At 42.2% G+C, this 26,773-nt stretch carries 23 protein-coding genes; 5 read left to right on the top strand and 18 right to left on the bottom strand.

The annotated features are described in order from the left end of the window. Nucleotides 1–119: 119 nt before the first annotated feature. The 3 genes from AACW90_RS02730 to AACW90_RS02720 all read right to left on the bottom strand — a co-directional run bounded on the left by AACW90_RS02730 (nucleotide 120) and on the right by AACW90_RS02720 (nucleotide 4,630). Complete coding sequence (locus AACW90_RS02730) at nucleotides 120–1,736, bottom strand: putative bifunctional diguanylate cyclase/phosphodiesterase (protein ID WP_390230408.1); 1,617 nt, start codon at nucleotides 1,734–1,736, stop codon at nucleotides 120–122. 349 nt (nucleotides 1,737–2,085) lie between these two features. Continuing rightward, nucleotides 2,086–4,071, bottom strand: coding sequence for a U32 family peptidase (locus AACW90_RS02725; RefSeq protein WP_390230405.1), 1,986 nt, complete (start codon nucleotides 4,069–4,071; stop codon nucleotides 2,086–2,088). A gap of 115 nt (nucleotides 4,072–4,186) precedes the next feature. Next, nucleotides 4,187–4,630 carry a hypothetical protein gene (locus tag AACW90_RS02720; protein ID WP_390230402.1) on the bottom strand — a complete coding sequence of 148 codons (444 nt, stop codon included), beginning with the start codon at nucleotides 4,628–4,630 and terminating at the stop codon, nucleotides 4,187–4,189. 501 nt (nucleotides 4,631–5,131) lie between these two features. Between AACW90_RS02720 and AACW90_RS02715 the strand changes: the two genes are divergently transcribed. Next, nucleotides 5,132–5,599, top strand: a complete 468-nt coding sequence (locus tag AACW90_RS02715) for a NanQ anomerase/TabA/YiaL family protein (RefSeq protein WP_390230399.1) — start codon at nucleotides 5,132–5,134, stop codon at nucleotides 5,597–5,599. 79 nt (nucleotides 5,600–5,678) lie between these two features. Here AACW90_RS02715 and AACW90_RS02710 read toward each other — a convergent pair whose 3' ends face one another. From AACW90_RS02710 to AACW90_RS02680, 7 genes are all read right to left on the bottom strand, one after another. Then, entirely contained in the window at nucleotides 5,679–6,299 is a 621-nt protein-coding gene (locus AACW90_RS02710) for a LysE family translocator (RefSeq protein ID WP_275137817.1), read from the bottom strand. Nucleotides 6,300–6,455: 156 nt separating this feature from the next. Beyond that, complete coding sequence (locus AACW90_RS02705; protein WP_390230395.1) at nucleotides 6,456–7,841, bottom strand: alpha-amylase family protein; 1,386 nt, start codon at nucleotides 7,839–7,841, stop codon at nucleotides 6,456–6,458. A 460-nt stretch (nucleotides 7,842–8,301) separates the two neighbouring features. Further along, nucleotides 8,302–9,480: a hypothetical protein gene (locus AACW90_RS02700; RefSeq protein ID WP_390230392.1), complete on the bottom strand. Its 1,179-nt coding sequence runs from the start codon at nucleotides 9,478–9,480 to the stop codon at nucleotides 8,302–8,304. Further along, nucleotides 9,480–10,190: an ABC transporter ATP-binding protein gene (locus AACW90_RS02695; protein WP_390230389.1), complete on the bottom strand. Its 711-nt coding sequence runs from the start codon at nucleotides 10,188–10,190 to the stop codon at nucleotides 9,480–9,482. Before AACW90_RS02695 ends, AACW90_RS02700 begins: the two co-directional genes overlap by 1 nt. Nucleotides 10,191–10,209: 19 nt before the next feature. Next, entirely contained in the window at nucleotides 10,210–11,445 is a 1,236-nt protein-coding gene (locus AACW90_RS02690) for an ABC transporter permease (protein ID WP_390230387.1), read from the bottom strand. After that, nucleotides 11,435–12,664: an ABC transporter permease gene (locus AACW90_RS02685; RefSeq protein WP_390230384.1), complete on the bottom strand. Its 1,230-nt coding sequence runs from the start codon at nucleotides 12,662–12,664 to the stop codon at nucleotides 11,435–11,437. Before AACW90_RS02685 ends, AACW90_RS02690 begins: the two co-directional genes overlap by 11 nt. A gap of 51 nt (nucleotides 12,665–12,715) precedes the next feature. Then, the gene (locus AACW90_RS02680; protein ID WP_390230381.1) at nucleotides 12,716–13,468 is read right to left on the bottom strand and encodes an outer membrane lipoprotein-sorting protein; all 753 of its coding nucleotides are present in this window, start codon (nucleotides 13,466–13,468) and stop codon (nucleotides 12,716–12,718) included. Nucleotides 13,469–13,646: 178 nt separating this feature from the next. Here AACW90_RS02680 and AACW90_RS02675 point away from each other — a divergent pair, with 178 nt between their 5' ends. Continuing rightward, the gene (locus AACW90_RS02675) at nucleotides 13,647–14,528 is read left to right on the top strand and encodes a LysR family transcriptional regulator (protein ID WP_390230378.1); all 882 of its coding nucleotides are present in this window, start codon (nucleotides 13,647–13,649) and stop codon (nucleotides 14,526–14,528) included. Between the two features lie 184 nt (nucleotides 14,529–14,712). After that, nucleotides 14,713–15,930, top strand: a complete 1,218-nt coding sequence (glgC, locus tag AACW90_RS02670) for a glucose-1-phosphate adenylyltransferase (protein ID WP_390230375.1) — start codon at nucleotides 14,713–14,715, stop codon at nucleotides 15,928–15,930. Between the two features lie 244 nt (nucleotides 15,931–16,174). Here the strand turns inward: glgC and AACW90_RS02665 are convergent, their stop codons facing one another. The 8 genes from AACW90_RS02665 to AACW90_RS02630 all read right to left on the bottom strand — a co-directional run bounded on the left by AACW90_RS02665 (nucleotide 16,175) and on the right by AACW90_RS02630 (nucleotide 24,951). Further along, nucleotides 16,175–17,341, bottom strand: a complete 1,167-nt coding sequence (locus AACW90_RS02665; protein WP_390230373.1) for an MFS transporter — start codon at nucleotides 17,339–17,341, stop codon at nucleotides 16,175–16,177. A 168-nt stretch (nucleotides 17,342–17,509) separates the two neighbouring features. Further along, the gene (locus AACW90_RS02660; protein WP_390230370.1) at nucleotides 17,510–18,571 is read right to left on the bottom strand and encodes a YjhT family mutarotase; all 1,062 of its coding nucleotides are present in this window, start codon (nucleotides 18,569–18,571) and stop codon (nucleotides 17,510–17,512) included. 15 nt (nucleotides 18,572–18,586) lie between these two features. Further along, nucleotides 18,587–19,747, bottom strand: coding sequence for an N-acetylneuraminate epimerase (locus AACW90_RS02655; protein WP_390230367.1), 1,161 nt, complete (start codon nucleotides 19,745–19,747; stop codon nucleotides 18,587–18,589). Between the two features lie 176 nt (nucleotides 19,748–19,923). Further along, a complete protein-coding gene (locus AACW90_RS02650) occupies nucleotides 19,924–20,757 on the bottom strand; it encodes a MurR/RpiR family transcriptional regulator (protein WP_390230365.1) in 834 nt (277 codons plus the stop codon). Between the two features lie 379 nt (nucleotides 20,758–21,136). Beyond that, the gene (locus tag AACW90_RS02645) at nucleotides 21,137–22,027 is read right to left on the bottom strand and encodes a dihydrodipicolinate synthase family protein (protein ID WP_390230362.1); all 891 of its coding nucleotides are present in this window, start codon (nucleotides 22,025–22,027) and stop codon (nucleotides 21,137–21,139) included. 83 nt (nucleotides 22,028–22,110) lie between these two features. Continuing rightward, complete coding sequence (locus AACW90_RS02640; protein ID WP_390230359.1) at nucleotides 22,111–23,394, bottom strand: TRAP transporter large permease; 1,284 nt, start codon at nucleotides 23,392–23,394, stop codon at nucleotides 22,111–22,113. 6 nt (nucleotides 23,395–23,400) lie between these two features. Next, nucleotides 23,401–23,907, bottom strand: coding sequence for a TRAP transporter small permease (locus AACW90_RS02635; protein WP_390230357.1), 507 nt, complete (start codon nucleotides 23,905–23,907; stop codon nucleotides 23,401–23,403). 78 nt (nucleotides 23,908–23,985) lie between these two features. After that, nucleotides 23,986–24,951, bottom strand: a complete 966-nt coding sequence (locus tag AACW90_RS02630; RefSeq protein WP_390230355.1) for a sialic acid TRAP transporter substrate-binding protein SiaP — start codon at nucleotides 24,949–24,951, stop codon at nucleotides 23,986–23,988. Nucleotides 24,952–25,208: 257 nt separating this feature from the next. Between AACW90_RS02630 and AACW90_RS02625 the strand changes: the two genes are divergently transcribed. Both AACW90_RS02625 and AACW90_RS02620 read left to right on the top strand, forming a co-directional pair. Continuing rightward, nucleotides 25,209–25,907: an N-acetylmannosamine-6-phosphate 2-epimerase gene (locus AACW90_RS02625; protein ID WP_390230352.1), complete on the top strand. Its 699-nt coding sequence runs from the start codon at nucleotides 25,209–25,211 to the stop codon at nucleotides 25,905–25,907. Nucleotide 25,908: 1 nt separating this feature from the next. After that, the gene (locus AACW90_RS02620; RefSeq protein WP_390230349.1) at nucleotides 25,909–26,772 is read left to right on the top strand and encodes an N-acetylmannosamine kinase; all 864 of its coding nucleotides are present in this window, start codon (nucleotides 25,909–25,911) and stop codon (nucleotides 26,770–26,772) included. Nucleotide 26,773: the final 1 nt, after the last annotated feature.

Genomic DNA, 26,773 nt, shown 5'->3' with positions numbered 1-26,773 from the left:
ACGCCCATCAACAGTATGCTGTTCGGTCTGACACACGTCAGGCCTTTGCATGCTCAATTACCATTCTGACGAACCCACATCAGATCACAATAGGCTCTGATGATAGCCCCACGTGAAGATCATGCTCTGCCCTTGCTCTTGCTCTTTATACGATCTTTTTTAGTCTGTAGCCTCTGTTCTGGTAAGAGATTTAGTTCATTATAGTTGTTCACCCAACCATCAAATGCCGACGTTTCCAATGGTTTAGAGAATAAATACCCTTGCACTTTCTGGCAGCCTAATTCGCTTAACGTCGTAAACTGTTCCATGGTTTCAATCCCCTCAGCGACCACTTCAAGGTTGAAGTTTTTTGCTAGCCCAATGATAGAACTCACCATCATAAAGTCCGTTCGGTCTGTTAAAAAATTTTGGATAAAACTTCTATCAATTTTTATCTCCGAGACAGGTAAAATTCTCAGTTGATTCAATGCCGAATGTCCGGTGCCAAAGTCATCCAGTGAAAATTGGATACCAAGGATTCTGCACTCCTTCATCGTCAGCTCTACTTGCTTATAATCGGTTATGCTCGCGCTTTCTGTGAGCTCTATTTTCAGTTTGCTCGGACACACCATTGGGTATTGGTCCAGCAGTTTTTTCAGACTTTCAACAAATTTAGCTCGTTCAATATGACAAGCGGTTATATTGACACTAATAGAAATATTATTATGTTTTGCGATTTTTCTGAGGGCAGTTTGAATTACCCACTCACCGAAACGACTACTAATGGGGTGGTTGTCAATCAGGTGGATAAATTTGTCTGGTGTTAAGAACCCTTTTTTAGAGTGATTCCACCTAACCAATGCCTCTGCACTTAACACTTCTCCCGAATTCAATGCGACTTGGGGCTGAAAATACAAAGTGAGTTCATTGTTCTCTATCGCTAAACTAAGCTCCTCTCTCATCTTAAATTCGCTTAGCTTCCTTTCTTCTTCTGCCTTCTGATAAATTGTATAAGTTGCATCATCATCATGCTTACTCTTATAAAGCGCTTCGTGCGCCTGCATGCTCATATTGACGGAAGAGATAGCCTTTTCAGTGTGGCTAAGAGAAGTCAGCCCTAATTTACAATAGATGGTCGGTTCCCGAGCATTTAGTTTGTTAAATTTTAGCTGTTCAGACAAGTTGCGAGCCAAAACATCGACGCTTTGACCGTCAGGCAGTTCGATCAACAGTGCAAACGTATTGCGACTGGGTTTGGCAATTATCCAGTTCAGACCAGAAATATCACTGATTCGGTCGCTTAATTTTATCAAGCTGTTATCAACCTCTTCTGAGGAGTAACAGTTATAGAGGTTTTCGTATTCAGTTATATTGACCAACACTAGAACCAAGGTAACATCCGACTCAGTAAGGCTTTCTACCTTCTCATCCAATAAGCTTTCAAAGAAAGCACCGTTGGGTAAACCGGTCAACGCATCAAACTTTAGTTTATTCTGGAATTCTTGCTCCGCGAGTATTCTTTTCTGAACCTGACTAAGTGCATCTTTAAAACGGCGAATGGAAAACCACAACAAAACAGCAGGGCTTAAAAGGATGACAAGAAACAGTTCATCTAACTGCTTATCCTCTTGATTTTTTAGAAAAAATATAACTTTTTCAAATACCTCAAAATTCTCAAACAATACAATTGCGAAAAATAGGACGGCGAAAGAGATGAATGAATCTTGAATGATCTGTTTTTTTATCTGTTTGTGCATTCTGTTCCCTGTTACAGACACAAGCTATAAACTTTTTACACGTTAGCGCTAAAAACCTAATATCCACACAAAACATCCATGTGACGCAGAAAAATTATGAGCTATTAAAATAATTTATTATTCTATATTTAATTATAATAAAGATCAATATTGGGGAGAAGATCACTCTATTATAAATCCATTAATAATCTATTCATAATCTAGAAATGGCTAGATAGAGTGGTCGACAGTGGTTCTTGCTCTTCTCAGAGATCAACGAAATGTACGTCGAAAAGCGCCTGCCTTAGCGCTTCATTCAACAATACCTTCAATATAGAAACTTAATTGACGTCTTTCCCAACAAAGGCTTCTATAAGCCCTTAATGTATTGGTTGTTGACCGTACCGACGAGATTACTTTCTAGTGTCTGTTGCGAATTCTCTTTATGAAGAATCAGGTCAGTAAACATAGTAACCAGTTCCCCCTTATCTGCCTTTGTTTTTGTCATCGTCTCAATGTCTCGCAGATCAACCATAAAACCAGTAAACAGCTCAGGCAAGTCATGAACAACATTTGGATTGTAGAAATGATGATGACCATAAAGGGTGTTATGGTTCCCTTTTTGTTTATCGATAATATAAGACGATTCATTGAAATTGATGATAGACGTATGCTTGTTACAACGCGGTAAGCACCCTTTGTTAATCTTCATCTTCTTGCAACCGCTCGTCTGCTGGAACAAGCATTGGCGACTGGTTAACAAGCCGTTGGGGTGGTAGATACTGTGCAGAAGCTGAAACCCCTCAGGACGAACTATCCGTCTCATCTGAATTCTTGTTATCTCGTTTGAGATAAACGCACCGCTACAATTGAACTCTTCTTTTAAACACTTAAGCGCATACGAATTAACAATATTGAATTGTGGGCCTGCAATCCACGCAATTCCTTTCTCTGCGGCCAAATAACCAATCCCCATATTGTTGGTAACAATCAGAGCCGGCTTTACCTCATCTAAAAATTCAACAGCGGCATCATAGTCTTTGTCGATAAGAATAGCAGGAAACCACGGAATCAAGGCTTCATTCGAGTGGAACACATCCAGCAACTCTTTGAGCGAATAAGCCAGTGCGTTGGGTAACTCAAAATAGAGATCCGTGTTGTCGCCTTGCACCTTTTCAATATCTGCTTGATTTGATATTAGTACCGACAAACGAGCATCTTCATCTTTGGGAGTATGTGCCACCAATTTGGGAATCGTATCCACGCCACCAGCTTTTAAGCTTACAACATGTGATGGTGTAGAGTCAGACAATAGATTTTTTGTCTTTTCTTCCACCATACGCATGATATCTGTTTTCTTATCGAACAGATCTTGTTGTACTTTTTTTACATCTTCTTCCGCTGTTACACCGTATATTTTAACAAAGTGCCTTGAAGCGTTATCCCGCGGATGGTTAATGTACATCTTATTGCTGATTTCACCTTGCAGATAACCATCTGAAAAATCACGATTAAACACAGTATAAAGATCAGAAGTGTCCGTTAGGAGATCTTGCCCATCGCAATACGCATCAATCTGTTTGCGCCAGTTATCAACGACGGTATACACATAATGTGCTTTCTTTATCCGTCCTTCTACCTTTAGTGAATAAACACCGGCATCTGCTAGCTCTTTCAGATCACCAAAAGCCGAGTTGTCTTTCATATTAAGCGGATAGTCACTGCCCACTTCCGTCGTTTGATATTGATCTCGACAAGGTTGACTACAGCGACCTCTGTTTCCCGACGCACCATTTTTAGCGGAGCTCATATAACACAAACCCGAAAAGCCAATGCAATATGAACCATGAACAAATACTTCCATCAATACATCGTGTTCAAGTCCAAACTGAGCGAGTCGTTTTATCTCTTTGATGTTCAACTCTCTGGATAAATTCACTCGGCTAACGCCAAGTTTATTCATAAACAGAATCTGCCCTTCGTTGTGGGTGTTGAGTTGAGTGGACGCATGGACATCTAGCTCTGGGAAGTGATGTTTGAGGATGTAAGCCAGACCAATATCCTGAACAATAACACCGTCTACTTTGGTGCTGACAAGTTGCTTCAACAGACGGGTTATCGCAGGAATTTCATTCTCTAAAATAATAATGTTAAGCGTGAGGAATATCTTACAGTCACGTTGATGCGCAACCTCAATAACATCATTAAGGTTCTCTAAACTCAGATTCTCAGCTCTATTACGGGCATTAAACCTATCTAGGCCACAATAGACTGCATCAGCACCAGCAACAATCGCCGCTTTAATCGACTCTAAATCGCCACCCGGCGCTAACAACTCAAATTGACTTTTATCCACGATTCTACTCACTTCACACTTTTAGAAGCGGTATTCTACTGTGCTACAAGCAAGATTTCTTGTGAAATTTTAAGATAAATGCTGATCAGGTTCGTTATGTCATCAGCACTTATTATTAATTATTATTAATATCTTTTAATATCAACGATAAAGATTCTTCTACTCGCTTATTTTTACCCTGCATCGCTTCACGATATTGAGCATAATGGTCATCCATCAGAAACTGCAATTGTCGTTTCAGATCTTTTTCCGTACAACTGCGAATGACCTTTTTTAGGTCGTCTAACGATTGACTCAAGTGAACATCTTCCAATACTTCTTTATCATCTTCATTCAACAACGTTAGTTGTTTCAGTATCTCTGAATAAGGATTATTGCGTGCATACTCATCGTAGCCTTCATAACCGTCTTTTTTTAGAACTCGGGACATGATCGAATCTTTATTCGATATAAATCCCAACATATCATTGACTATAACGTTACTGACACCCGTATCATCAACTTGGCATGCTGCAGTGGCATTAAAGGATAGTACTAATAGAAGTAGCCATTTTTTCATCAATTCAATTCCACAGGTTTAATTATCATTGGTAAGCAAAGCGAGATTTTAGGGTATTTTCATCCATTTTGCTATGCGTATTGGGAAGGATGATGCAGGCCCTGTTAGGTAAACAATAAATAACCTTATGCATAAGACAAACCCCATCAACTGAATCAGTTAATGGGGTTCTTGTTATTCTTATGAGCGAATACTTAATATACGGCTTACACTAGCGCGAGCACCGAAACAACGACGGCCAGTGAAAACAGACAAATGCGCTCGATAAAACCTAGAGATTCATTATTGATCATAACCGGTTTCATTATTATATCTCCTCTTTCTAATTTGTATATACATTGTAATGCATTGTGAGTGCATTGTCTATGCCTTTAGTTTAAAGAGAGTTGATTTATTCGCATTTAGTGGCTAACCACCCTTGATAAACGGCGTCAATGTCTTTTGTACTGACTTATAATCCTGATATGCTCACAATAGCGAATTCAATAATGAGACATTAATATGCACATTGGTAACTTAGATAACCTCGCCCTTTCTTCACAACTGCATCCTATTGTAAAAGACATCCTCAATACGGTCGCCGATATGATTCAACGTAATGAACTGCCAGACGGTAAACACTACCTGCAAGAGGATATTTTCCTTTTTACCGCAGAAGTAGACACCGAAACACTCGAGATGAGACGATCTGAAATTCATAACGATTTCATGGATATTCAGATTTTACTCGATGGCGAAGAGAGATTTGGATACAGCTACAAAGGGTATGAAACCGTTACCGAGAATCAACTTGATAACAACGATATCGCTTTTGTCGACGATGTTATCGATGAAAAGTATGTTAATCTTACCTCTGGCGATTTTATCATTTTTTACCCTAATCAACCTCACAGACCAATGATTTGCGTCGATACACCCAAAGCGATTAAGAAAATGGTCGTCAAAATAAACAAAAAAGTCCTGTTATAAGCAAAACGCTATCATGGTCAGGATTGTTTTTAATGGGGTAGCATTTTGAGGCCAAAAGTTCAACGTTCATTTATCCCCATTAACTCACAAATAACCACACGCCAACGCCCATCATCAAGGTACCGGAGATTCGATTCATAAACCGTACATTCTTAGAATGCCCAAGTACACGTTTAAGCCCTTTCCCACCGGTTGCATAAAGTGTCATGCAGACAAATTCTGACACCATAATTATCGAGACTAATAGAATCAATTGAGTGGTGAGTGGCTTGCTGTTGTCGATAAAAGGAGGAAGAAGTGAAACCATAAACGCCCACCCTTTCGGGTTAGCAATGGCGGTAACAAAACCTTGAACCACAAGGTCCCAGTTTCTTCCAACAGGCATTTCTGTGGTATCGCCGCTTAATGCGAGCTTACCTTTTGATAGCCACATCTGAATGCCTAAATAGAACAGATAAGATGCACCAATCGTTTTGAAAGCGATAAACAACCATGGGTAATTCAGCATCACCGCGGCAATACCTAAAACAGCCGCGACAGCAACGAGCGCAACGCCAACCACTTCACCAGCCATCATCCACAATGCGCGCTTATACCCAACACTCATCCCCAAACCTAGTGCCAAAGTCATACACATGCCCGGGGTAATCGATACAAAGAAAAACGTAGGTATAAAGACACTCAAAAGAGCCCAATTCATCGCGATATCCTTTCCGCTATATATTTACTTGCAGCCCACTAAAATAACGCGGCTTTTTAAAAAAAGATACACATAATTACGGAACCTGGATGGAAGAATTATTTGGGATATAAAACCGCTTCCTTGGCACTATTACTAGACTATTGACTAGAAGTACTATAAATCTATCGCGACCATCATCATGCAACTTTGTGGTTCAAGAGTGAAATTAAGCTCCCCCTTATCCACTTTTAATTTTGAATCGCTGAGTAGATCAAGCATATCTTTTTGCCAGTCCATACTAATCTCGATTCTATGATCGGATTTATTGATGGCAACAAGGCCAGTTTCTCCTCGAGAAAAAATAAGAAAATCCTCATCCCCAAGCATTCGCTTCATCGGTTCACCGTGTGCAAAGTTATGGAAACGGATCATTTTCGCCATTCTTGGGTCTTTCCACGCGTTCATCCAACGAGGTTGACCACATTTATCTACTATTCCACTGGTATCTAAATCCGTATAAACAAGTGGTACACCACCATCTCGGCCAAGAATATAGCAATAGGCTAACCATTCATTCGTTTCTTCCATCACAAGGCGACTAAACACATCGTTATTTGGAATGTCGTGGGTGATAGCAAACGTGATGGCACGAGTGTTAGATAACGCTTGGCCAAACGTATATGGATTAATTAATGAAGTCATATCACCCTTGGGTTGAAATGCCTCAAAAACCGTAGTAAATAGTGGAAAATCATAAGCACCAAGCTTGGTGCTTTCCAAGTATGGCTGCAAAAAGATCTCATACTCTTCTTTTGAAGCACCACCATCGGTAATGATCTCACCGAAAATGTGTACATCTTTCATGATGTCATCAGTCCACACCCTGCGTAGGTGCTCTAATGTCATATGTTTTGCGGCATCAATACGAAAGCCCGCGACGCCCATCTCTTTTAGTGCTTTTAGATAGGCCTGCTGCTTTAACACCACATTGTCGTTATGTCGTAAAGTGGGTAAACCCGGGTCTTCATGACCACCCGTGATGCGACCGTTTTGAACCTCCCACTTGTCTTTCCAATCTTCGATACCAAAGGCTTCAACAAAATCATCTTCCGTAAACAAAGGTAGGCTTAGATCTCCAAACAATCTTAGTTTTTGGATCTCTTCCCAATCGGCACGATAACGCTGCATATCGAACTCGTTCGGATAATCAAGATCAGAACGCAAGTAGGCTTCATTTGCCATGTGGTTGAATACTACGTCGGCATAAACACGGATGCCAAATTCATTTAGCCTCTGGACCATGGCAGAAAAATCGTTGGTATTACCAAGTTGGTTATCAATGATCCGGTAGTCTTGTGGTTGATAACGCTGCCACCACTCGGTGCCATCATCACGAATTGCCGATTTCATTGGGGGTGAAACGAGGACAGTTTTATAGCCTAATTCACTGATTTCTTTTGCATTTCCTGCAACATAGGCATATTGCCAATCAAACGCATGGAGGATCACGTCCGTTTTATCAAAAAGCGATCGTTGTTTATCTGAGAAACAGTTAGTCATTTCATTTTCCTTCTATACGAGCTTGCTGAGAAAATCATCGGACACATTTCCGATAGGAAGAAAGCAAGCTACTTGGAACAACTAGGTGACATCGAAAGGACATCAACCTAATACTGTAGAATTGAGTGCATTATAGATACCAACATGAGAAGTAAATCACCCTTTTATGAAGTATTTTAGGGGGAGCGATGGGGGCGTAGAACGTTGAATATACCGTTTCTGAAAAATATAATACGACACATTATGTAAGATAAGCATCAGAATATATAAAAATTAAATATATATCAATGTGTTAAAATATTTTCAATTTATACATAACAATCTGTGGCGCTCAGAATCTCACGCATAAATGCCATACACAAACACAGGGTGAAATGTGAAATTTTTATAACACAGGAAGTTTTGACCGTCTTATAGACTCATTTTGGTGCTTTATTCACCAAATTGACGCAACGCATCACTAAAAACTCCATTTAATTTGTGCAAACATTAAGGTGCTGGAGGATTGTGAAAACAGGCTATCTTTATCCCCATCGAAATATTGCACGACACCGAGCAACTGCCAGTTATTCGCAAGGGAATAGTTATTGGACAACCCCAAGAAATAAGAACCATCTTGGTAGTAAATAGTCGACAACGTAACTCGGCTCAACGCTGACACCTCAAAGCTTGCATCCAGGTAACTGGTTAACTCTGTAAAACTCAGGGTTTTTGCCGTTAAAGGCAAACTAAGAAAGGCGTTAGCATTAATGGGCGCTAGCGGATTCGAGTTGTGCATAATCGAACCTTTAACGGTCCAGTTACCTTGTCCACCGAAGCTGTAATCCATCTCTAGACTGGAGACCAGCGCGCTGACCTGATCGACGTCTTGCCAACTATCCTGCGTTGGGTCAAAGTAACTCACCTCCGCCCTTAATCCACCACCTTTAATATCCCCAGCGATGCCCACGCCTATGACGTTATCTAATCTTGCCTTTCCACCTATCAATTGAATATCCCACTCCTCTACATTAAAAAGATAGCGCATTACGTAGCTGTTAAGGTGGTGTTTCTCATTTGGGCTATAAACAAGGTCAAAACTACTTGCAAAGCCGAGCTTCCGACTTAGCGAAAGTGCATCCGTGCCCGGCCTTTCTTCATAGTCAAAGTCATAAATAGAATAAGAATTAAATACATCGTTAGGGTTCCACACGGTCGTCATGCCCCAGTTAATCCGAAATCGTCCCCCAGTAATCTGCCAATTGTCTTTTTTCCAGTCAATATAGAGTCGATCTAGTTGACTATTTCCAACCGTTCTCTCTCCTTCGGCCCAGTTTTTTGACAGATCGACATACCCTAAATCCAATCCGATGTAGTCAGAGTAATAAAGGCTTTCGGCAGAATCACCCCAGATGAATCGATTTCTCATTCCCGCGTTAAAACGTAGATTTGAACTCAACCGGTATTCGAAATTAAAGCGTTGATGGACAAGGTTGTCGAATAAGTTATCGCCTCCATCTGGCAAGGTTGCAGTGCCCATGTACTTAATATAACCACTCAAATCCCACGCCTTTTCGGGTTGTAAACCTGGAATATCGGCTTCGGCAAAACTCGAAAATGCTAATGTCAGGGCAAAAACACGGTAACGGGAATTAAACATTACGCTATTTCATCTTGCGTTTCAGTGGTGTTCCAATTGTCTTGCGTAAGTTGGCCATCTTCAAAAACTATCACTCGCTTAGCGCGTCTAATCACTCTTGGATCATGGGTAGAGAAGATAAATGTAGTCCCTTCTTTTTCATTTAGTTGCTGCATAATATCGAGCAATTCAGCGGTACTTTTCGCATCCAAGTTCGCCGTCGGTTCATCCGCCATAACAAACCTCGGCCTAGGGGCAAGCGCACGCGCTACGGCCACACGTTGTTGCTGACCACCCGACAGTTTACTCGGTACCTTATTCAATTGATTCTCTAGCCCAACTTGAGTAAGTAGCGCCTTTGCGCGAGTCAAACACGCTTCATTGCTTTGACCCTGTAACTGCATAACGAATTCCACATTCTCAACCGCTGTAAGCACCGGGAGTAAGCTGTAGTCTTGAAAAATAAAGCCAATATTATCTCTGCGAAACGCGATCAATTGCTTCTCTTTGAGCGTACAGATATTACAACCGTCAATGTTAACTTCACCTGAAGTAGGCGTGTCAATTCCACCTAGCATGTTCAGTAACGTGGTTTTACCCGAGCCTGACGGGCCCATCACCGCCACAAACTCACCCTGTCCAATAGAAAGGTTGAGGTTCTGCACTGCATAGACCGGAAAATCCGTATCTTGATTGTAGGTCTTACATAAACCTTTTATTTGAATCGTCATATCCACCTCTATGGGAAAATCAATGCTTCTCTGACATGGCTTCGACAGGCCGCTGCTTTAATATTTGCCGAGCTGGGTAAAGTGCTGCAATAAGACTTGAGAAGACCACTGTAAAGAAAATTACCTCATACTCATAGGCAGAAACTCTCGGATAAAGCACCGTATCCACGCCATACGCCCCGAGGCCTTCCGCCATTTCTCCCAAAGGTAAACCTGTAAACTGCAGGATTTGAATCATCGTCATGCTTGCCAAAAGGCCAAGTGCGGCACCACAAATACCTAGCCAAATCGTTTCAAGCATAATCAAGAGAAAAATCTTATGTTTCTGCATGCCAACCGCCATCAAGACCCCAAACTCTTGGGTGCGTTCAAATACTGACATCAGCATGATATTGACAATACCGAAGCCCATCGCGATGACAAAAATCGCGAGCATAATGACATTACTGATCCCCATCGTCGCGATCATAGACGCCAACATAGGTTGAACTTTGGTCCAATCACGAACCCTGTTTTGCTCAGAACTGAGTGCGCGTAATTGGGCAGTAAATTCGGATAAAGCGCCCTCTTTTTGCGTGTTTATTTCATCTTTCAATAGGATCGCTATCTCGTGGACCCCAGTAAGGTGGGCTATTTTTTCTACATCTTTTTTTCGCACATAGACGTTATTATCATCAAACGTGGTGGAGGGTGTTTTAAACATACCTCGCACTCTGAAAGCCGAGCCCGTGACTTCCCCTCGCCCATCCGTAAATGTCAGAACCACTTTAGACCCAATTTTAAGCTTGAGTCTTCCGGCTATTTTTTGCGAAACTAAAACCGGGTTTCTTCCTTCAATTGCAAGGCTTTCTCCCCGCATTATGCTGCTTAAAATTGGCGTAACTCGGCTTTCTGATTCAATATCCACACCATTTATTCTGACCCCTCGCGTGCTTCTTGCCGACCCGATCATGCCATCGGCCAAAAATCGACCAGACCACGCTAAAACATCGGGGTTTCGACTAAGGTCTTCAAAAATAACATCCGGTTTATCGATGAGATCCTTTATATCTGGGTTCTCGACATAATTCTTGTTTTGAATTTGCACATGACTGGTTTGCCATGCAATTGCATTGTGAACCATGTTGTCGACCATTCCGGACATAAAGCCCATCATGGTCACCACACCCATCAAACCAAATATCATGGCGCCGAGCATAATTCCGGTCCGAAGTTTATTCCGCCAAAGGTTACGCCAAGCTAACTTAATGAGCATGAGCACCACCTTTTAATGCGCTAACCAGCTCTAGCTTTAAGATTCGGAGCATAGGATAAATAAGACTAAGCACTAAAATTGTCAACACAGAGAGGATCTGATTAATAAACAGGTAAGGCGCTAGAAGCACAGGCATTACCGGTTCGAATCCAGAGTCACGCATGAGCTGTGCCGACTCTCCGGTGATCTCAATAGGATTGAAATAGAGATAGGTCAGAACAGGAAACGAACCGAGCAACCCCACCATCACACCAATAAAGGCGATGAATACAGACTCAATAGCGATCAGTTGCAATAGACGAGATCTCAACATTCCGGTAGCCAACATAACACCAAATTCTCTTTGGCGTTCTAAAGTCATCATCAAAATAGTCGCAAATAAACCAAAACCAACCACACCATAAAGTAGGTAAATCAGAAAAATCCCACCGGCTTTGTCCATGGCGATCTGCTGAGATAATTCTGGGGCCAAATCTTTCCAATCTCTGACATTGTATTTATCACCATAGCTGGCCTTCAATTGCGAAACGGTTTGATCTAACTGAGTGATATCCTTGGTGTGCAATACCCATGAAGTGACAAGACCATCTGCGCTGTATAAGGTTTGCGCGAGTTTAAGTGGTAGATACACCAATTGATTATCGAGTTGTGGTAATGGGAAGCGAATGAGCCCTTTAATCCGATACAGCCCTGCGGCGGTTTGACCGCGATACCCTTGACCATACAAAACCAGCTCATCACCAACAGACAGGTCAAAGAATTTTGCCAATCCTTCACCAACAAGAACCTGTTTATCATCAGCCGTTAAATATTCACCTAACGTCACTTTCTCGCTGATCTTTGAGTAGTTATTTTCTTTCTCAGGATCGACACCCATCACGACAACCCCTTTCGACTTTTCCGCTGAAGCCGCAAGCGCAAATGACTCAATACGCGGCAACATGACGTTGATGTAAGAGTGAGACTTTATTGGAACAAGTACCTCCCCAGTTGTCGCGATAACATCATCAATACTTAAGCTATCCGCGTAATCGGGATGTTGGACTTGAATGAGACCTGTATAGAAACGAGCTGAATTTTCAATATTTGCTTGATAGGTGCCTTCTTGTAGCGTTCTTACCAACAGAGAAAGGAACAACGCCAACGCGAGGGCGGAAGCCGTCAAAAACGTGCGCCGTTTCTGCCTCCATAGATTACGCCATGCTAACTTGACTAACATGCTCGTCCCTCTTTATTGATCTGCTCTAATAATCTACCCTTCCATCTCACGTTAATCACGTAAAGATTTCATCTGGCTTTGCGAGAAAAAGTTATCACCAATTTCAAAATCAAATTGCGCTTCGTGGGTTATCATTTCTGTTTTGTGACCCTCTTTTTCTGCCGGGATCATCTCCATACGCGTCGCAATCATTCGACCACCTAGTGATTTAATATCATAGGTTTGCATTAGATTAACGAGCTCATCAAACTCATCATAAAACGCAACTTTACGTTGTAGATACGTCTCTTTGGAAATCCAAAGGCGCACCTTACTCCACACGACAGGTGCGTCTGGCTTGGCAACGGCATCGATGACATAAGTCAATTCTCCATCGAACCGTTCATCTTGGATAAGCACGTGGTCATAGTCCACCACAATGGACGACTGGTTGATCAGATCGTCATTGGTAAAGTCGGAACCCATCCAAGATTGACTTAGCATAGAGGGGGCGATTTTAATTATTCGTTCAATACTAGGAATCCAATTCCACATCTCACGTTGGCGTTTAAGCGAGGCGCTGCCTTTGTCCTTCGCTGGTGCAGTCACTAAAACCAAAGAAAGATCTTTTCCTTTTGTCCAACTTTTCATGCTCATACTACGAGTCCAATCCGGTCGAATAATGTTCATTGTTGCTACGGTATAACTCGAGTCTCCACGCATCTGCTTGTCTGATCTATCGACAATATCGAAGGCGGATTCAGCCAATGCTGAACCAGAAAAGAAAGAGAGAATAACAAAGAAAAATATTGAATTAGTGCGCATGCTTTCACCCAATTATCAAATACCTAAAGATAATATAGCAGTTGTTCATGGCTATTTATTAGACGTCCTGAGCAATACGGTATGATGGCCAAAATAAAGAAATGGAGCTAGATTAATCAATATTTATCAATTACTCTTGTTTTAATAATATTTTGTTATTAATTTAGGGTTCATCTTTATGCTCAACGCGCAGTGGTTAAACACATTCATCACTTTGGTTGAAATTGGTCATTTCACCAAAACGGCTGAAAAATTGTTCATGACTCAACCCGGTGTAAGCCAGCATATTAAAAAATTGGAAGTACAATTAAATGCCTCACTGCTCGAGAAAACAGGCAAACAGTTTGAACTCACAGACGCAGGCCAAAAGGTTTACCAATACGCATTGACACTACAACAACATGAAAACGCACTGATAGAAGCGGTTAAAATTGACTCGCCCTATATTGGCAATTGTCTGTTTTCGATGTCTGGTTCTTTATGTATGCAGCTTCAAGCGGTTTTTCTCAACCGGCAAATAGAGCATCCATCCTTATTCATCTCATTAGAATCTGCACCAAATTATCGCATCGTCGATGAGTTATTAAACCGCAAGATTGATCTGGGCATCGTGACACAAAAAATTCCCTCTCCTCAACTTGAGTACCAGTTGATCGGTGAAGAAAAACTGTGTTTAGTCGTGCCAAAAGGGTTTAATTCCCAAGACTGGAATCTAGACGGCCTAAAATCATTAGGTATTATCAATCACCCAGATTGCGAACACTACTTACTTCAGTTTTTGTCCGCCTATAATCAAGAACATGAACTAAATAACATCCAACATTCTGGCTATATTAATCAGCTAAGCCAGATACTTTACCCTGTCGCAAAAGGGTTAGGTTTTACTCTGCTTCCATCCAGTGCAGTGAATGCGTTTCCAGATCAAGACCAAATCACTATTTTACCCCTAACAACAGAAATTAAGGAATCCCTGTATCTTGTACAGAAGCGATATCGATCCCTGCCAGCCCGATACGACTGGTTCATAGAGACCATACAAGCGTCATTTTGTAGCACATGACAAACAGTTTCTGCGTTATCTTGGTGCACCCCAATTTTTAGTTCGCTTTACTATGGTGCATTAGTAAACGTCTCGAATTAAATGTTCTTATATTTCATATGGTTAATAATTGGCTCGATCCTTGAATCGTTCTACGTAAATAATCCATAATTAATCAGATGCACTGAATCAGGGAGTGATAAAAATGCAAGAGACTTTAACGGTAGTACTCGCCGGAGGAATGGGATCGCGTCTGTCACCACTGACCGACAATAGGGCAAAACCCGCAGTACCGTTTGGTGGGAAATATCGAATCATCGATTACACCCTGACCAATTGCCTACACTCCGGTTTACGACGAATCTTAGTCCTCACACAGTACAAGTCACATTCACTACAAAAACATCTTCGTGACGGATGGTCAGTGTTTAATCCAGAGCTCGGTGAATACGTTACCGTCGTGCCGCCTCAAATGAGGAAAGGTGATAAATGGTATAGCGGAACGGCTGATGCCATTTATCAGAACCTGTGGCTGTTATCTCGTAGTGAGGCAAAGTATGTGGTGGTACTTTCCGGTGACCATATTTACCGTATGGATTACGACCCAATGATTCAGCGCCACAAAGAGACAGGGGCAGATCTAACCATCGCGTGTATGGAAGTCCCCATTGAACAAGCGAGCGAATTTGGCGTAATGGCTACAGATGAACAAAACAAAATCATCGCATTCGAAGAAAAACCTGAAAAACCCGCTTCACTCCCAAACGACCCGAATAATAGTCTGGCTTCTATGGGTATCTACGTTTTCACTATCGATGCATTAATTGAAGCCTTAGACAAAGACGCAGAGGACCCCAGCTCTAGCAACGATTTTGGTAAAAACATTATCCCTAAACTGATTAATCAGGATAAGGTTTTTGCGCATAAGTTTGGTGGCGATACCGGACGAGTGACCAAAGATGCGTACTGGCGCGATGTCGGTACTATCGACTCTTTCTATCAAGCCAATATGGATTTATTAGAGCCAGTCCCTCCAATGGATTTATATCAACGCGATTGGGCAATCCGTACATATGAACCGCAATTACCGCCCGCGAGAACGACCTCCTCCGCAACAGGCAATGAAGGGATTTTTATCAACTCACTTATTTCAAGCGGTGTGATCATCTCTGGCGGTTCGGTGCAAAATTCCGTCTTATCGTCTAATGTGCGGATCAATGATGGGGCAACGGTCTCTGATAGTATTCTATTTGATCACGTAGAAGTGGGCGAAAACTGCCAACTTAAAAACTGCATTATTGATAAACACGTGAAAATACCAGATGGTACAGAAATTGGACTTAATCCAGTCGAGGATGCCAAACACTTTACCATTTCTGATAGAGGTATCGTTGTGGTACCCGAATCGTATGTGTTCGAGTAATAGGTATTTTTAATGTGAAATACCGTATTGGCGCAATGATGATCAGTTTAGGCAAAGTACCCACTAATTCGACGTCATTCCCGTGCAAACGTAATGCTGTTCGGTTAGTGCTAAATACTTCGTCATTCCCGTGAAAACGGGAATCTTGGTGAGTTTAGATCCCCACTTTCATGGGGATGACGAGATTTGGTCGTCTAAAATGAACAGCACAACCCTAATGACTGTCGTGTTTTTATGAATCAGATTAGCTTGTGATGCTGACCAGCTTGCGCCTATAAAATAGCCCCACGAAACCAACGACAAGTATTACGGTTAGGATTATCGCGACACTCTCTGCTCCAGAGTTCGAGAAGATGCCACTTAAAAAAGAGTTAACGATAGCGGCAACAATGTTCGACAAAAACAACCAAGAATATACTTTGGTTAGTGCATTCTCTCCCCATTTCTGACGCACTCTTGAAGCGTACAATACAAGGACACCACCGTAGTTAAATCCAGCCAACGCGGCTAGCACTAACGGAGAGGACTCAAAGTTGAATAGCCATAACAGGCTAAATATTGATATCGCCTGTAGCAATAGGTTCGCCTTCAAACAATTGCTTACAGAGATGATATCGCTCATTGCCCCCCATGCGACCCGCCCTATTGCATTACACAATGCAAATACGGCAACCAAAGAAATAAACGACTCAAACCCATTTCCGGCGATGAGTACAATCTTGCTGTTTACAAAGAAACCAGCCGTTAGGCCAACGGTCATCGCAATAAATAAACCCAAAAATAATGGGTCCTTAAGCAAGTCACTCAGATTGATATGGAACGTCTCTTTCGATTGATGGTAGGCCGTCATCGGTCGATACATTAGCGTCGCCGGGATAAACCCAACAACAAAATAAAGCCCTCCAACCACCGCCAAGGCAGTAAACGGCGTAAATTCTGCAATATAAATCAGATAATTAGAAAACTCACCCACAAGTGCTGCTCCGGCAGCAAAGCCACCAACGGCTAGTCCTGTAATTAAACCGCCTCTATCGGGAAACCACGCTATACCAACCAATATAGGCACGAGATAGGTGAGTCCAACGCCGATGCCCCCTATGACACCAACACCGATAATAGTGAAGATAAAATTAACGTCACCAAAATTAGAGAGGAGCCACCCACAAGCAAAAAGAGCGATACCAATCTGCGCACTCATTCGAGTACCAAAACGAGAAATTATGCGGTGAGAAAACAGTAATGTCAGGGGAAACACAACATAAAACACGTTAAAAGGCATCGTTGAATACACGGGATCGACTTGATAGTTTTGGATAAATTCCGCGTCGTAAATTGACCATGAATAGGTCCCGCCAATACAAGCTTGAAGCAACACGACGGCCGCGAGTATTAGATATTTGTTATTTGTCATTAAAGGCTCTTTTCGGCTTGTATGTACCGATGATTTGATAATAGAGAAGATCGTTTGAAAGTGGCAAATCACCAGCAAATGTTGACTAGACAATTGCTGGTGATTCAACCTGTTGTTAATTAGTTGCAGATGAACTCAGAAATACTAATAGGGGTTAGCAACCCAAATTCATCTGATTAAATAACAACGTACTAATGCTTGTTGGGCGGAATTTTCACCACCAACGAGTATTAATTCTTTTTCGCAGCTAACGGATGCACCATAAGCTGCGCCTTCTGGCAACCGCGCCACGACTTTCCATGACTTACCATCCAAGCGCCACACGGCATCGCTGTAGTGCTTCGTCAGTCCTTGGTGCGTATACCACTGGCCATTTCTTAAGTTGTTTTGACTGCCCACAAAATAAGCGCCTCCGAGTGCAAAATAGTGACCATTCAACTCACCAGAATAGGCACCAGCTAACCCTTCATGCTCTTCTTTATCTGAATGAATAGATGTAAGAACTGACGATTCAAAACGACAGGTTTCGTCAAATGTAAACTGTTTCACTTTAGTGCTTCTCAAGCCTGGTTTGATCTCTCCATCAATCAAGGTAACCTTATTGCCTTCCGAGATTAAGGCTGCACCGCAGTTCGCCGCAAATGGATTTTCCTGTATCAACTCCCAACGATTTTGATGGGTGTCATACCGAAGAATATCTTTATTCCAACCGTATTTTTCAGGCTCTTGAGACATAAATTCCGTCAGCAGATTTTGTCGCTCCTGTGGATTTTTGTCTGTATCTATATTTGCCATCTTCTGACAGAAATTATCAAAGGTTTGCTTGTTGTATCCGCCAAAAAACACGAACTGCCCTTTTGATATTTCACAACCACTGCCACCTAACAAACCAACCGGTGTCTCAGTCGCTACTTTGTGCCATTTTCTGTCTAAAAAATCGAATCGATGCACATCAATAAGTACCTGTGCATGTTGAGAACCCTCAGGGGTTCCAGCCCCTGAGAATACCCAAACACCTTTTTTGTCTGTAATGTATACCGCGTCATTCCTTTCCACACCCGGAAAGTCATTAGCGCGTTGCCAACCTGTAGACAGGTCGTCCAAATTGAGACAAAAGAAACGCGTTCCTGCGCTACCCAATCCGGCATAGAGCGTCTTACCATCTCTTGTTGCGACGCCGTTTTTTACCCCTTCAGGTAAATCTGGCAAATTTTTAAGAACTACAGACATTTATTACTCCAAACATTAATCTTGAATGGTGACATCTTTACCGTTCCAGCTTAGTAAGTACGCTGTCTTACTGGCTTTACGCGCACCATCTTCACCGCCAACAATAAGTACCCCATCGTTCGTTGTGAAAGAAGCACCGTATGCGAGCCCTTCAGGTAGGTTATTAACTTGAGCCCATAAGCCATCTTTTAATACGTACATTTCTGGGTTAAATGCTTTGCCAAAGCCGTTATGTGCAAACATCTTCCCGCTTTCAAACGCGCCTTTTGCCCCGTGGAAATTTGCGCCTCCAGCAACGATTAGTGCTCCGTTACTTTCGCCAGCGAATGCACCCGCGACACCTTCTTGAACAGGAGAACCGGATGGTGCAGGAAGAGAGTGTAGGCTCTGCCACGGTTGTGGTTGACCATACTGATACTGTTTAACCTCGGCCGTTCTTAAGCCTGGTTTTATTTCACCACTGATTATTGTTGCTTGTCTACCGTCCGTAATTACTGCTGAACCGCAGTTTGGTAAATAAGGCGACAACCCCATATCAACCCACTTACCCGTTTCAGGTTTGAACGTTAATACAGAGCGATTCCATTTGTAGTCAGATGGCTTCATACCCATATAATCGTCGACAATTTTCTGCCATTTCTCAGGTTCTTTACTCTTATCCGTCGTCAAAACATCAGACAAGTATTGGTCGAAATAGCCTTTGTTATAACCGCCAAAAAAGACAATGCTTTTGCCGTCTGGAGAATACGATGAGGCACCCAATAGCCCAACTGGAGAGGCGCTGTTCACTTGCGCCCACGCATCTGATTTGACGTTATAACGATAAATCGTGTCAAACAGAACTGGCGCAGCGTCTGACTCTTGTATTTTACCTGACCCGCCAAAGATATAGATTTCGTTATCGATAACAGAGGCCGTTGCCCCACTTCGTGCAGGGCCATCAAAGTTGGCCTTTTTCTGCCAACCTTTATCAACACTATTAAGATCCAACATGTAAAATTCTTTACCTGCGGAACCTAAACCAACAAACAACTTGTCACCTATCTGAGCGCTCACTCCACTTTTTAAGCCTACAGGTAAGTCGGGCCATTGATTGGCCGCTAAAGCTGACGCACTAACCAACAATGATGTAATCATTAACGATGTTTTAGCACAAAAATTTAATCTATTTTTCATTACTCTAATGTCCTTATTTAAACCTATTGTTTCTTTATGATTCGTTTTTTGGTTCGTGCACATTATCGATCTATGAAAAAATATTTCTTTGATCTATGTAACAATAAAAAATATTTTTATCTTAAATGCTAAAAAAACCCATCGAATGATGAGCTTTTTACAATACCGTCAGGCAACTAACTCATTAAAGGCATGACAACTTCTGCGGTTTCTCGCACTGATTCTGAGTATTCAGGGTAAGTCTCTAGCAGAGAGTTCACCAATACATCAACCAACAACAATGCGCCCACCTTCGAGCCAAATGCACCGCCTGTCAATGGCCCCTCAGGACGAGCAGCCACTAACATTTCAGTAGATATAGCGGATAAGGGGCTATGACTAATATTGGTTAACGTCACCACTGGAACATGGCGCTTGTACGCTTGTTTCGCCGCGTGGATAACTTCTTTCGTTGAACCAGAACTGGATACAGAGATCCACAAGTCACCTTCGCTGCAACGCGCCGCATTCATGGCCGCTAGGTGTGTGTCCTCATACACGGTGACTCTTTTGCCGATTCTAATCAGGCGAAAAGCCAAGTAACGTCCAACAATGCTCGATGCACCTACACCGACACAACTTATAAATTGAGCATGATGAATCAACTCACATATCCGCTTCATCGATTTTCGGTCAATCAGCTTAGCCGTATCTTGTAAGCTTGCGATAGCACTCTGAGCAGAGATGTCGCAGATGTCACCGTCACTCGGCTCCGCCGTATCTCGCGCAACCTGACTGACATCAACCGCTAAGGCCATTCGAAAATCAGAATACCCTTTATAGCCTAAATCTCGACAAAGACGCACAACCGTGGCTTCACTGGTTTGGGTATTTCGAGCCAGTTCGGTTATCGTTTGGAACTGTACATCGTACGCATTTTCTAAGACATAGTTCGCAACAATTCTTAGTTTCTTACTTAGAGGTTCGATGTTAGAACGCAACCGAACTAATAGATTTTTAGGCGAATTCACAATGGCCTCACAATTGATTTTTTATACATCGTTAAAATAACAGAGCACACATACATTGGCACTAACTATGTTGTATTTTATCTAGCATCTGGGTGATGTTGGAACAAAGGCTTTTTCAAACGTTTGGTTGTTCGCTCTACTATTTGAGGGAATCGCGAGCTTATCGCTTGTTTTTTGAGTAATCATCTTACTTATTGAAAACATAAAGACGTTTGCTATTTCACTGAAAATAGAAAACGCTCATTAGGATAACGTACGTGTTCAATGCTGGTTCCTTTGTGACGATCCCTTCTTGAGAAAACGAATGTGTCAGAACCAGCATTTTAAAACCCTGAGTATCTAAGTTCAGGCTTTTATATGTTATCTACGAAAAAGACGTTTATAGAAAATCAATATCACGTAGTTTTGCCAAGACATCGGCTTTCTGTACCGCTGTTAGCGATTTAATTGGTGTGCGAGGGTCACCTGCATCGATACCGTGCAATTGCATAGCCACTTTACCTGCAGCAACACCACCGTATTCAACCAATACTCTGATAATAGCAATAACTTTATCCATCAAACGAGCGACTTCATCTTGCTTGCCCGCATTGAAGGCTTCAATCACTTTTAAGTACAATGGCGCCGCATAGTTGTATGTACTACCAACCGCACCAACCGCGCCAACCGCAAGACCTGCTGGTAAGAACTCATCAACACCAAATGGAATGTCGAATTTACCACCAGCAACACGAACACAGCGTTGATATTCGTATAGATCAGAGTTATTGAACTTAGCACCAAATAGATTTGGTATACGCTTATCACCTTGAATCAGGAATTGTTCCAGATCGAGATTTACGCCCGACATGCCCGAATGGTAATAATAGAATCCTTTTGACGGTGCCGCTGCGGCAATTTGCGCACAATAATCGACGAGATCTTCAACACTGCCCGGCTTGAAGAAACACGGACCAATTGCTGATGTTGCAAAGATATCTAATGTTTCAGCGTGACGAGTTAGGTCTAGTGAGTCAACAATACTAAGCGCACCAGTATGTAAGATAAGATCGAGCTTACCGTCTGCCGCTTTAACCCAACGCTCAGCAATCGCTTTGCGCTCTTCTACAGAACAGTGGATACCTTCACCGGTTGTACCACAAACGTATGCACCTTTAACGCCCTGTGCAACAAGCAATTCTGCTATTTGGTCAATGGCTGAGAAATTGACTTTGTTATTGGTATCAAATGGCGTGTGTGGAGCAGCAATTAAGCCTTGTAGTTTTTTCATTCTAATTAATCCTAGATTTTTGAATAGCCAGGGTATATTTACCCTGACTGAATAAGATGATTTTTTACTTTAATCGCGTTCGTTTATTGACCGTAGTCCAACAATAGTTCAGGAAGGAATAGCGTAATCTGAGGGAACACCGCCACCAAAAACAACACAACAAACAGCGGTACCAATAACGGTATAACACCACGAGTCAAGACATGGAATGGAATATCACCTACACGTGACACAACATAAAGCGCCATGCCCATCGGTGGCGTCAAAATACCGATCATTAAGTTCAGTATGGCCATCACACCAAAGTGAACAGGATCAATACCCACCGCCGCTGCCACAGGAACCAAGAATGGAACAAGCAGTAACAATAACGCCAACGATTCAATAAACGTACCCAAAAACAGCAGCAATAAGTTGATCAGAAGCAATAGAACTAACGGGTTATCACTGATAGTAAGGAAGTAATCAGCCATCATTTGAGGAAGCTGTTCACGAGCCACTATCCAACCAAAGACCGTTACGCCCATCACCATAAGCGCAACCACTGCAGTCGTGTTAACCGTCTCTTTTAAAACATCGACAAACATTTTAAGCGTAAGTTGTTTGTAAACCACAACGCCTAAGAATAACGCGTATAGAGAGGAAACGACGGCCGCTTCTGTTGGTGTAAATTTACCGGAAAAGATGCCACCAATGATAATGACCGGAGTCAGAAGTGAAAGAAACGCTTCTTTAAAAGAGATAAAACGTTCACGACAACTGGCTTTTGGCAGTGTCATATAACCGCGCTTTTTACAGATGACATAACTCATCACCATCAACGCAGCCGCACATAACAGCCCAGGAACCGCACCCGCTAAAAACAGTGCACCTATGGAGGTATTAGACACCACCCCATATATAACCAATGGAATTGACGGGGGAACGAGAGGCCCAATAATACAAGATGCCGCCGTTAAGCCACCGGCAAAGTCATCATCGTATTTTGCGTCTCGCATTGATTTGATTTCAAGCTGGCCTAAACCTCCGGCATCAGCAAGTGCTGACCCTGACATACCTGAAAACAACAAACTTGCCATGATATTTACGTGACCCAAGCTTCCTGTCACATGTCCAACGAGGGATTTAGCAAAGTTAAAAATGCGTTCTGTTATACCCGCACTATTCATTAAATGTCCAGTAAGAACAAAAAATGGTACTGAGAGTAGTGTGAAGTTATTGATACCGCCAAGCATCTGCTGAGCGGCAAAGTTGATGCCAGTGCTATTGGTTAATACCAAAAAAGCAATCGCAACGAACATCAATGAAAATCCTACTGGCATCCCTGCAAAGAGAAGAGCCAGCCAGCCAAAAATAGAACCTGCCATGATTGATTACCTCTCCGTTATCTGTGAGTCTTTGGATGCTGATACACCACATTTTTTAATTGAACGCGCGATATCAGAAAGGTTCTGCAATTGACGCACAACCATAAATAATCCCCCGATTGGAAGACTGTAGTTCATCCATTTGGATGAGATACCTAACGTGATCAGTTCAAAAAAAGCAGTGCGTTGAACATGCTGATAACCAAGAACAATAATGACAATTATCGAGGCTAATACCGCCAACTCTAGGCTCATTATCAACCACAATTTGATCTTTTCAGGCAGCTTGTCTGAAAAGTAAGTTATTTTGACATGCGAACTGTGTTTGATAGCAGTCGCGCAGCCTATTAACGACATATACATAAAAAGGACACGAGCGAGTTCTTCACTCCAAAGCGAAGGATCATTCAGTAGCCACCGAGTAACTATCTGCCATGTCAATAAACACAACAAGATAATCATTAATGGTACCGTTATAATCTCTTCAATATTTTTAAAAATCTTACCTAACATTTTAATGCTCCAGAGCTGCCGATATTCGACAGCTCAGTTTCAACAACTCAATAAGTTATATATGCAACGGGGGGAGGGTTACATATTAGCAACTTTATCAATAACTGGCTGACCAATTTCTTCATCAAACTCTTTGTATAAAGGCTTCATTGCTTCACGGAAAGGAGTGAGGTCTGGGTAAGAAACGGTAACACCCTGAGACTCAAAGAAAGCGACTAAGCTTGCTTCTTGATCTTGAACCGTTTTCGTATGTGCTGCGCCTGCTTTTTCGACCGCTTTAGTCACAAAATCTCGTTGTTCTTCTGAAAGCTTATTCCACGTTACATCAGACATAATAATCATTTGGTCATTAACGACGTGATTCGTCATCGCCAAGTTCGCTTGAACTTCGTAAAACTTCATAGCTTTAATCGTCGGTAATGGATTTTCCTGACCGTCAACAGCGTTGGTTTGCAGCGCTAGATAGACTTCAGAAAACGCCATAGGTGTTGGAGAAGCACCTGAGTATTTTGCATAGCTCAATAGAGATTTCGCATTTGGTACGCGCAATTTCAGACCTTTAAAGTCTTCAATTTTGTTAAGAGGGCGATTAGAGGTTGTTTGACGAGTACCGTTGTACCATGTATCAAGAGCACGCCATTGAAATTTATCTAGCATCTCTTTACGAATATCCAAGCCCCAAGGACTATTAAATACGCGGCGAATATGGTCATAATCTTTGATAACATAAGGTTGCATGACGGCTGCAGCTTGTGGGAGCCACAAACCAACACGACCAAATTCAGCGTAAGTAAAGTCAAGGTCACCCATCGTTACTTGTTGCATCATTGCACGGTCATCACCCAATTGAGCACTAGGGTAAATCGCTAATTCGATTTCTCCACCACTAAGCTCTTTAAGTGTATCGGCCAATACAACGGCTGAGTTATATTCAACCGAACCGACAGACGGTTGCATACCCATCTTTAGTTTCATCGCGGCGTTAGCAGAAGCAGCGCAACCTAGTGCTAAGAGTGCTATTGATATCTTGTTCATGGTTTTCATATGGTTCCCTTTTGTTCCTTTCACAATGTAAGTTTAACGTCTCTCAAACTTTTTGAAAAAATATTTTATTTTGTTTGAAAAAAATCTTCGTTATGGATTATCATGTCGATGAAGAATTTTTTCAATTATAGAATATAGGAAATGTGATCACGGGCAATATTTCATCAAATGAATGTATTTGCTCGGTTAATAGGCTATGTATCGCCACGATTTTTGTCACACATTTTCTTATAAAGATAATATATTATGAGGCAGCAATGAAAAATAAAATATTAAAAATCAATGAATTAAAGAATTTCCTGCATAAGCAGACTATTGTCTCTATACAACCCGTACCTGGCAGCCCACTCGAGAAAACCGAGTTCATCGTCGCCATGGCCATTGCGGCAGAGCAAGCTGGAGCGAAAGGACTAAGAATAGAAGGAGCAAAGAACGTAACGGCTGTCGCTAAGGCGGTTAATATCCCAATAATTGCTATTGTTAAGCGAGATTTGGACGATAGCGCAGTGCGTATCACTCCATTTGCAACTGATGTTGATGCTTTAGCAAATGCTGGTGCGACGATTATTGCTTTTGATGCCACGGATAGAAAAAGACCAGAATCAAGAGAACATATTGCCGCCGCGATCAAAAATTCCGGTTGCTTCGCGATGGCAGACAGCTCTTGCTTTGAGGATGGGGTTTGGGCACACAACCACGGTGTGGATATCATTGGTTCGACATTATCAGGCTATTGCGGTGACACTGAACCGACCGAGCCCGATCTTCAGCTCGTTAGACAATTTTCTCAAGCAGGGTTCTTCACTATGGCCGAAGGTCGCTATAATACGCCTGAGCTTGCCGCTAAGGCGATCGAAAATGGCGCGGTTGCCGTTACTGTTGGTTCCGCGATAACACGACTAGAAATAGTAACTGATTGGTTTAACTCAGCGACACAATCAGCAGAGGTACGTTAAAATGAATACGCTAGCTATCGACATTGGTGGAACCAAAATCGCACTTGGTTTAGTGATAGGAGGAGAACTGAAGGAACGTACGCAAATCCCGACACCTAAAGTCCGTTCTGCTGAACAGTTCGCTAAAGCCATTGTAGATGAATGCCATCATTGGTTATCAAGAGTTGACTGCATCGGCGTATCCACAACGGGCTTAGTGACATCAGAGGGGATCACGGCCATTAATCCTGATACGCTCTCTTTCCCCGCGCCCTTTCCTTTGCATCATGCGTTAGGCGCACTCACTACACTCGCTGTCTACATGCTGAATGATGCACAAGCCGCAGCGTGGTTTGAGTTTTTACAGCTCGATGACAGCATTCAGAATATGGCTTATATCACCGTATCTACAGGTGTTGGTGGAGGACTAGTTTTGAATCGACAGCTTCATAAAGGAGCGAACAATTTTGCTGGGCATATCGGTCATATGGTGATTGATCAAAATGGTCATGAATGTGGCTGCGGTCAAAAGGGATGCGTTGAAGCAATAGCTTCCGGAACAGCAATAAACAAAGTAGCCAAAAACGTCATTTCACCTGACATAACCAACATTGAGCTATTTTCTATGGCCAGTAATAATGCTCAAGCTAAATCCATCATTCAATCGAGTGCAAAGGCGATAGCAACGCTTTGTTGTAATCTGAAAGCCAGCTTGGATCTGGATATTATCGTTCTAGGTGGTGGGGTTGGCTTAGCAGAAGGTTACTTATCCCGTGTACAAAATGAGATAGATAATCGCCCTGCGCCATTTCGTGTGGGCGTTGTCGCGGCAAACGGAAGTCACGATGCTTGCCTATTAGGTGCGGCACATCAATTCACGGAGTGAT

It is taken from the genome of Vibrio frigidus (assembly GCF_042465995.1).
Classification (GTDB): Bacteria; Pseudomonadota; Gammaproteobacteria; order Enterobacterales; family Vibrionaceae; genus Vibrio.
Note: the sequence above shows the minus strand (reverse complement) of the source record. Positions and strands in the feature narration are given on the sequence as shown.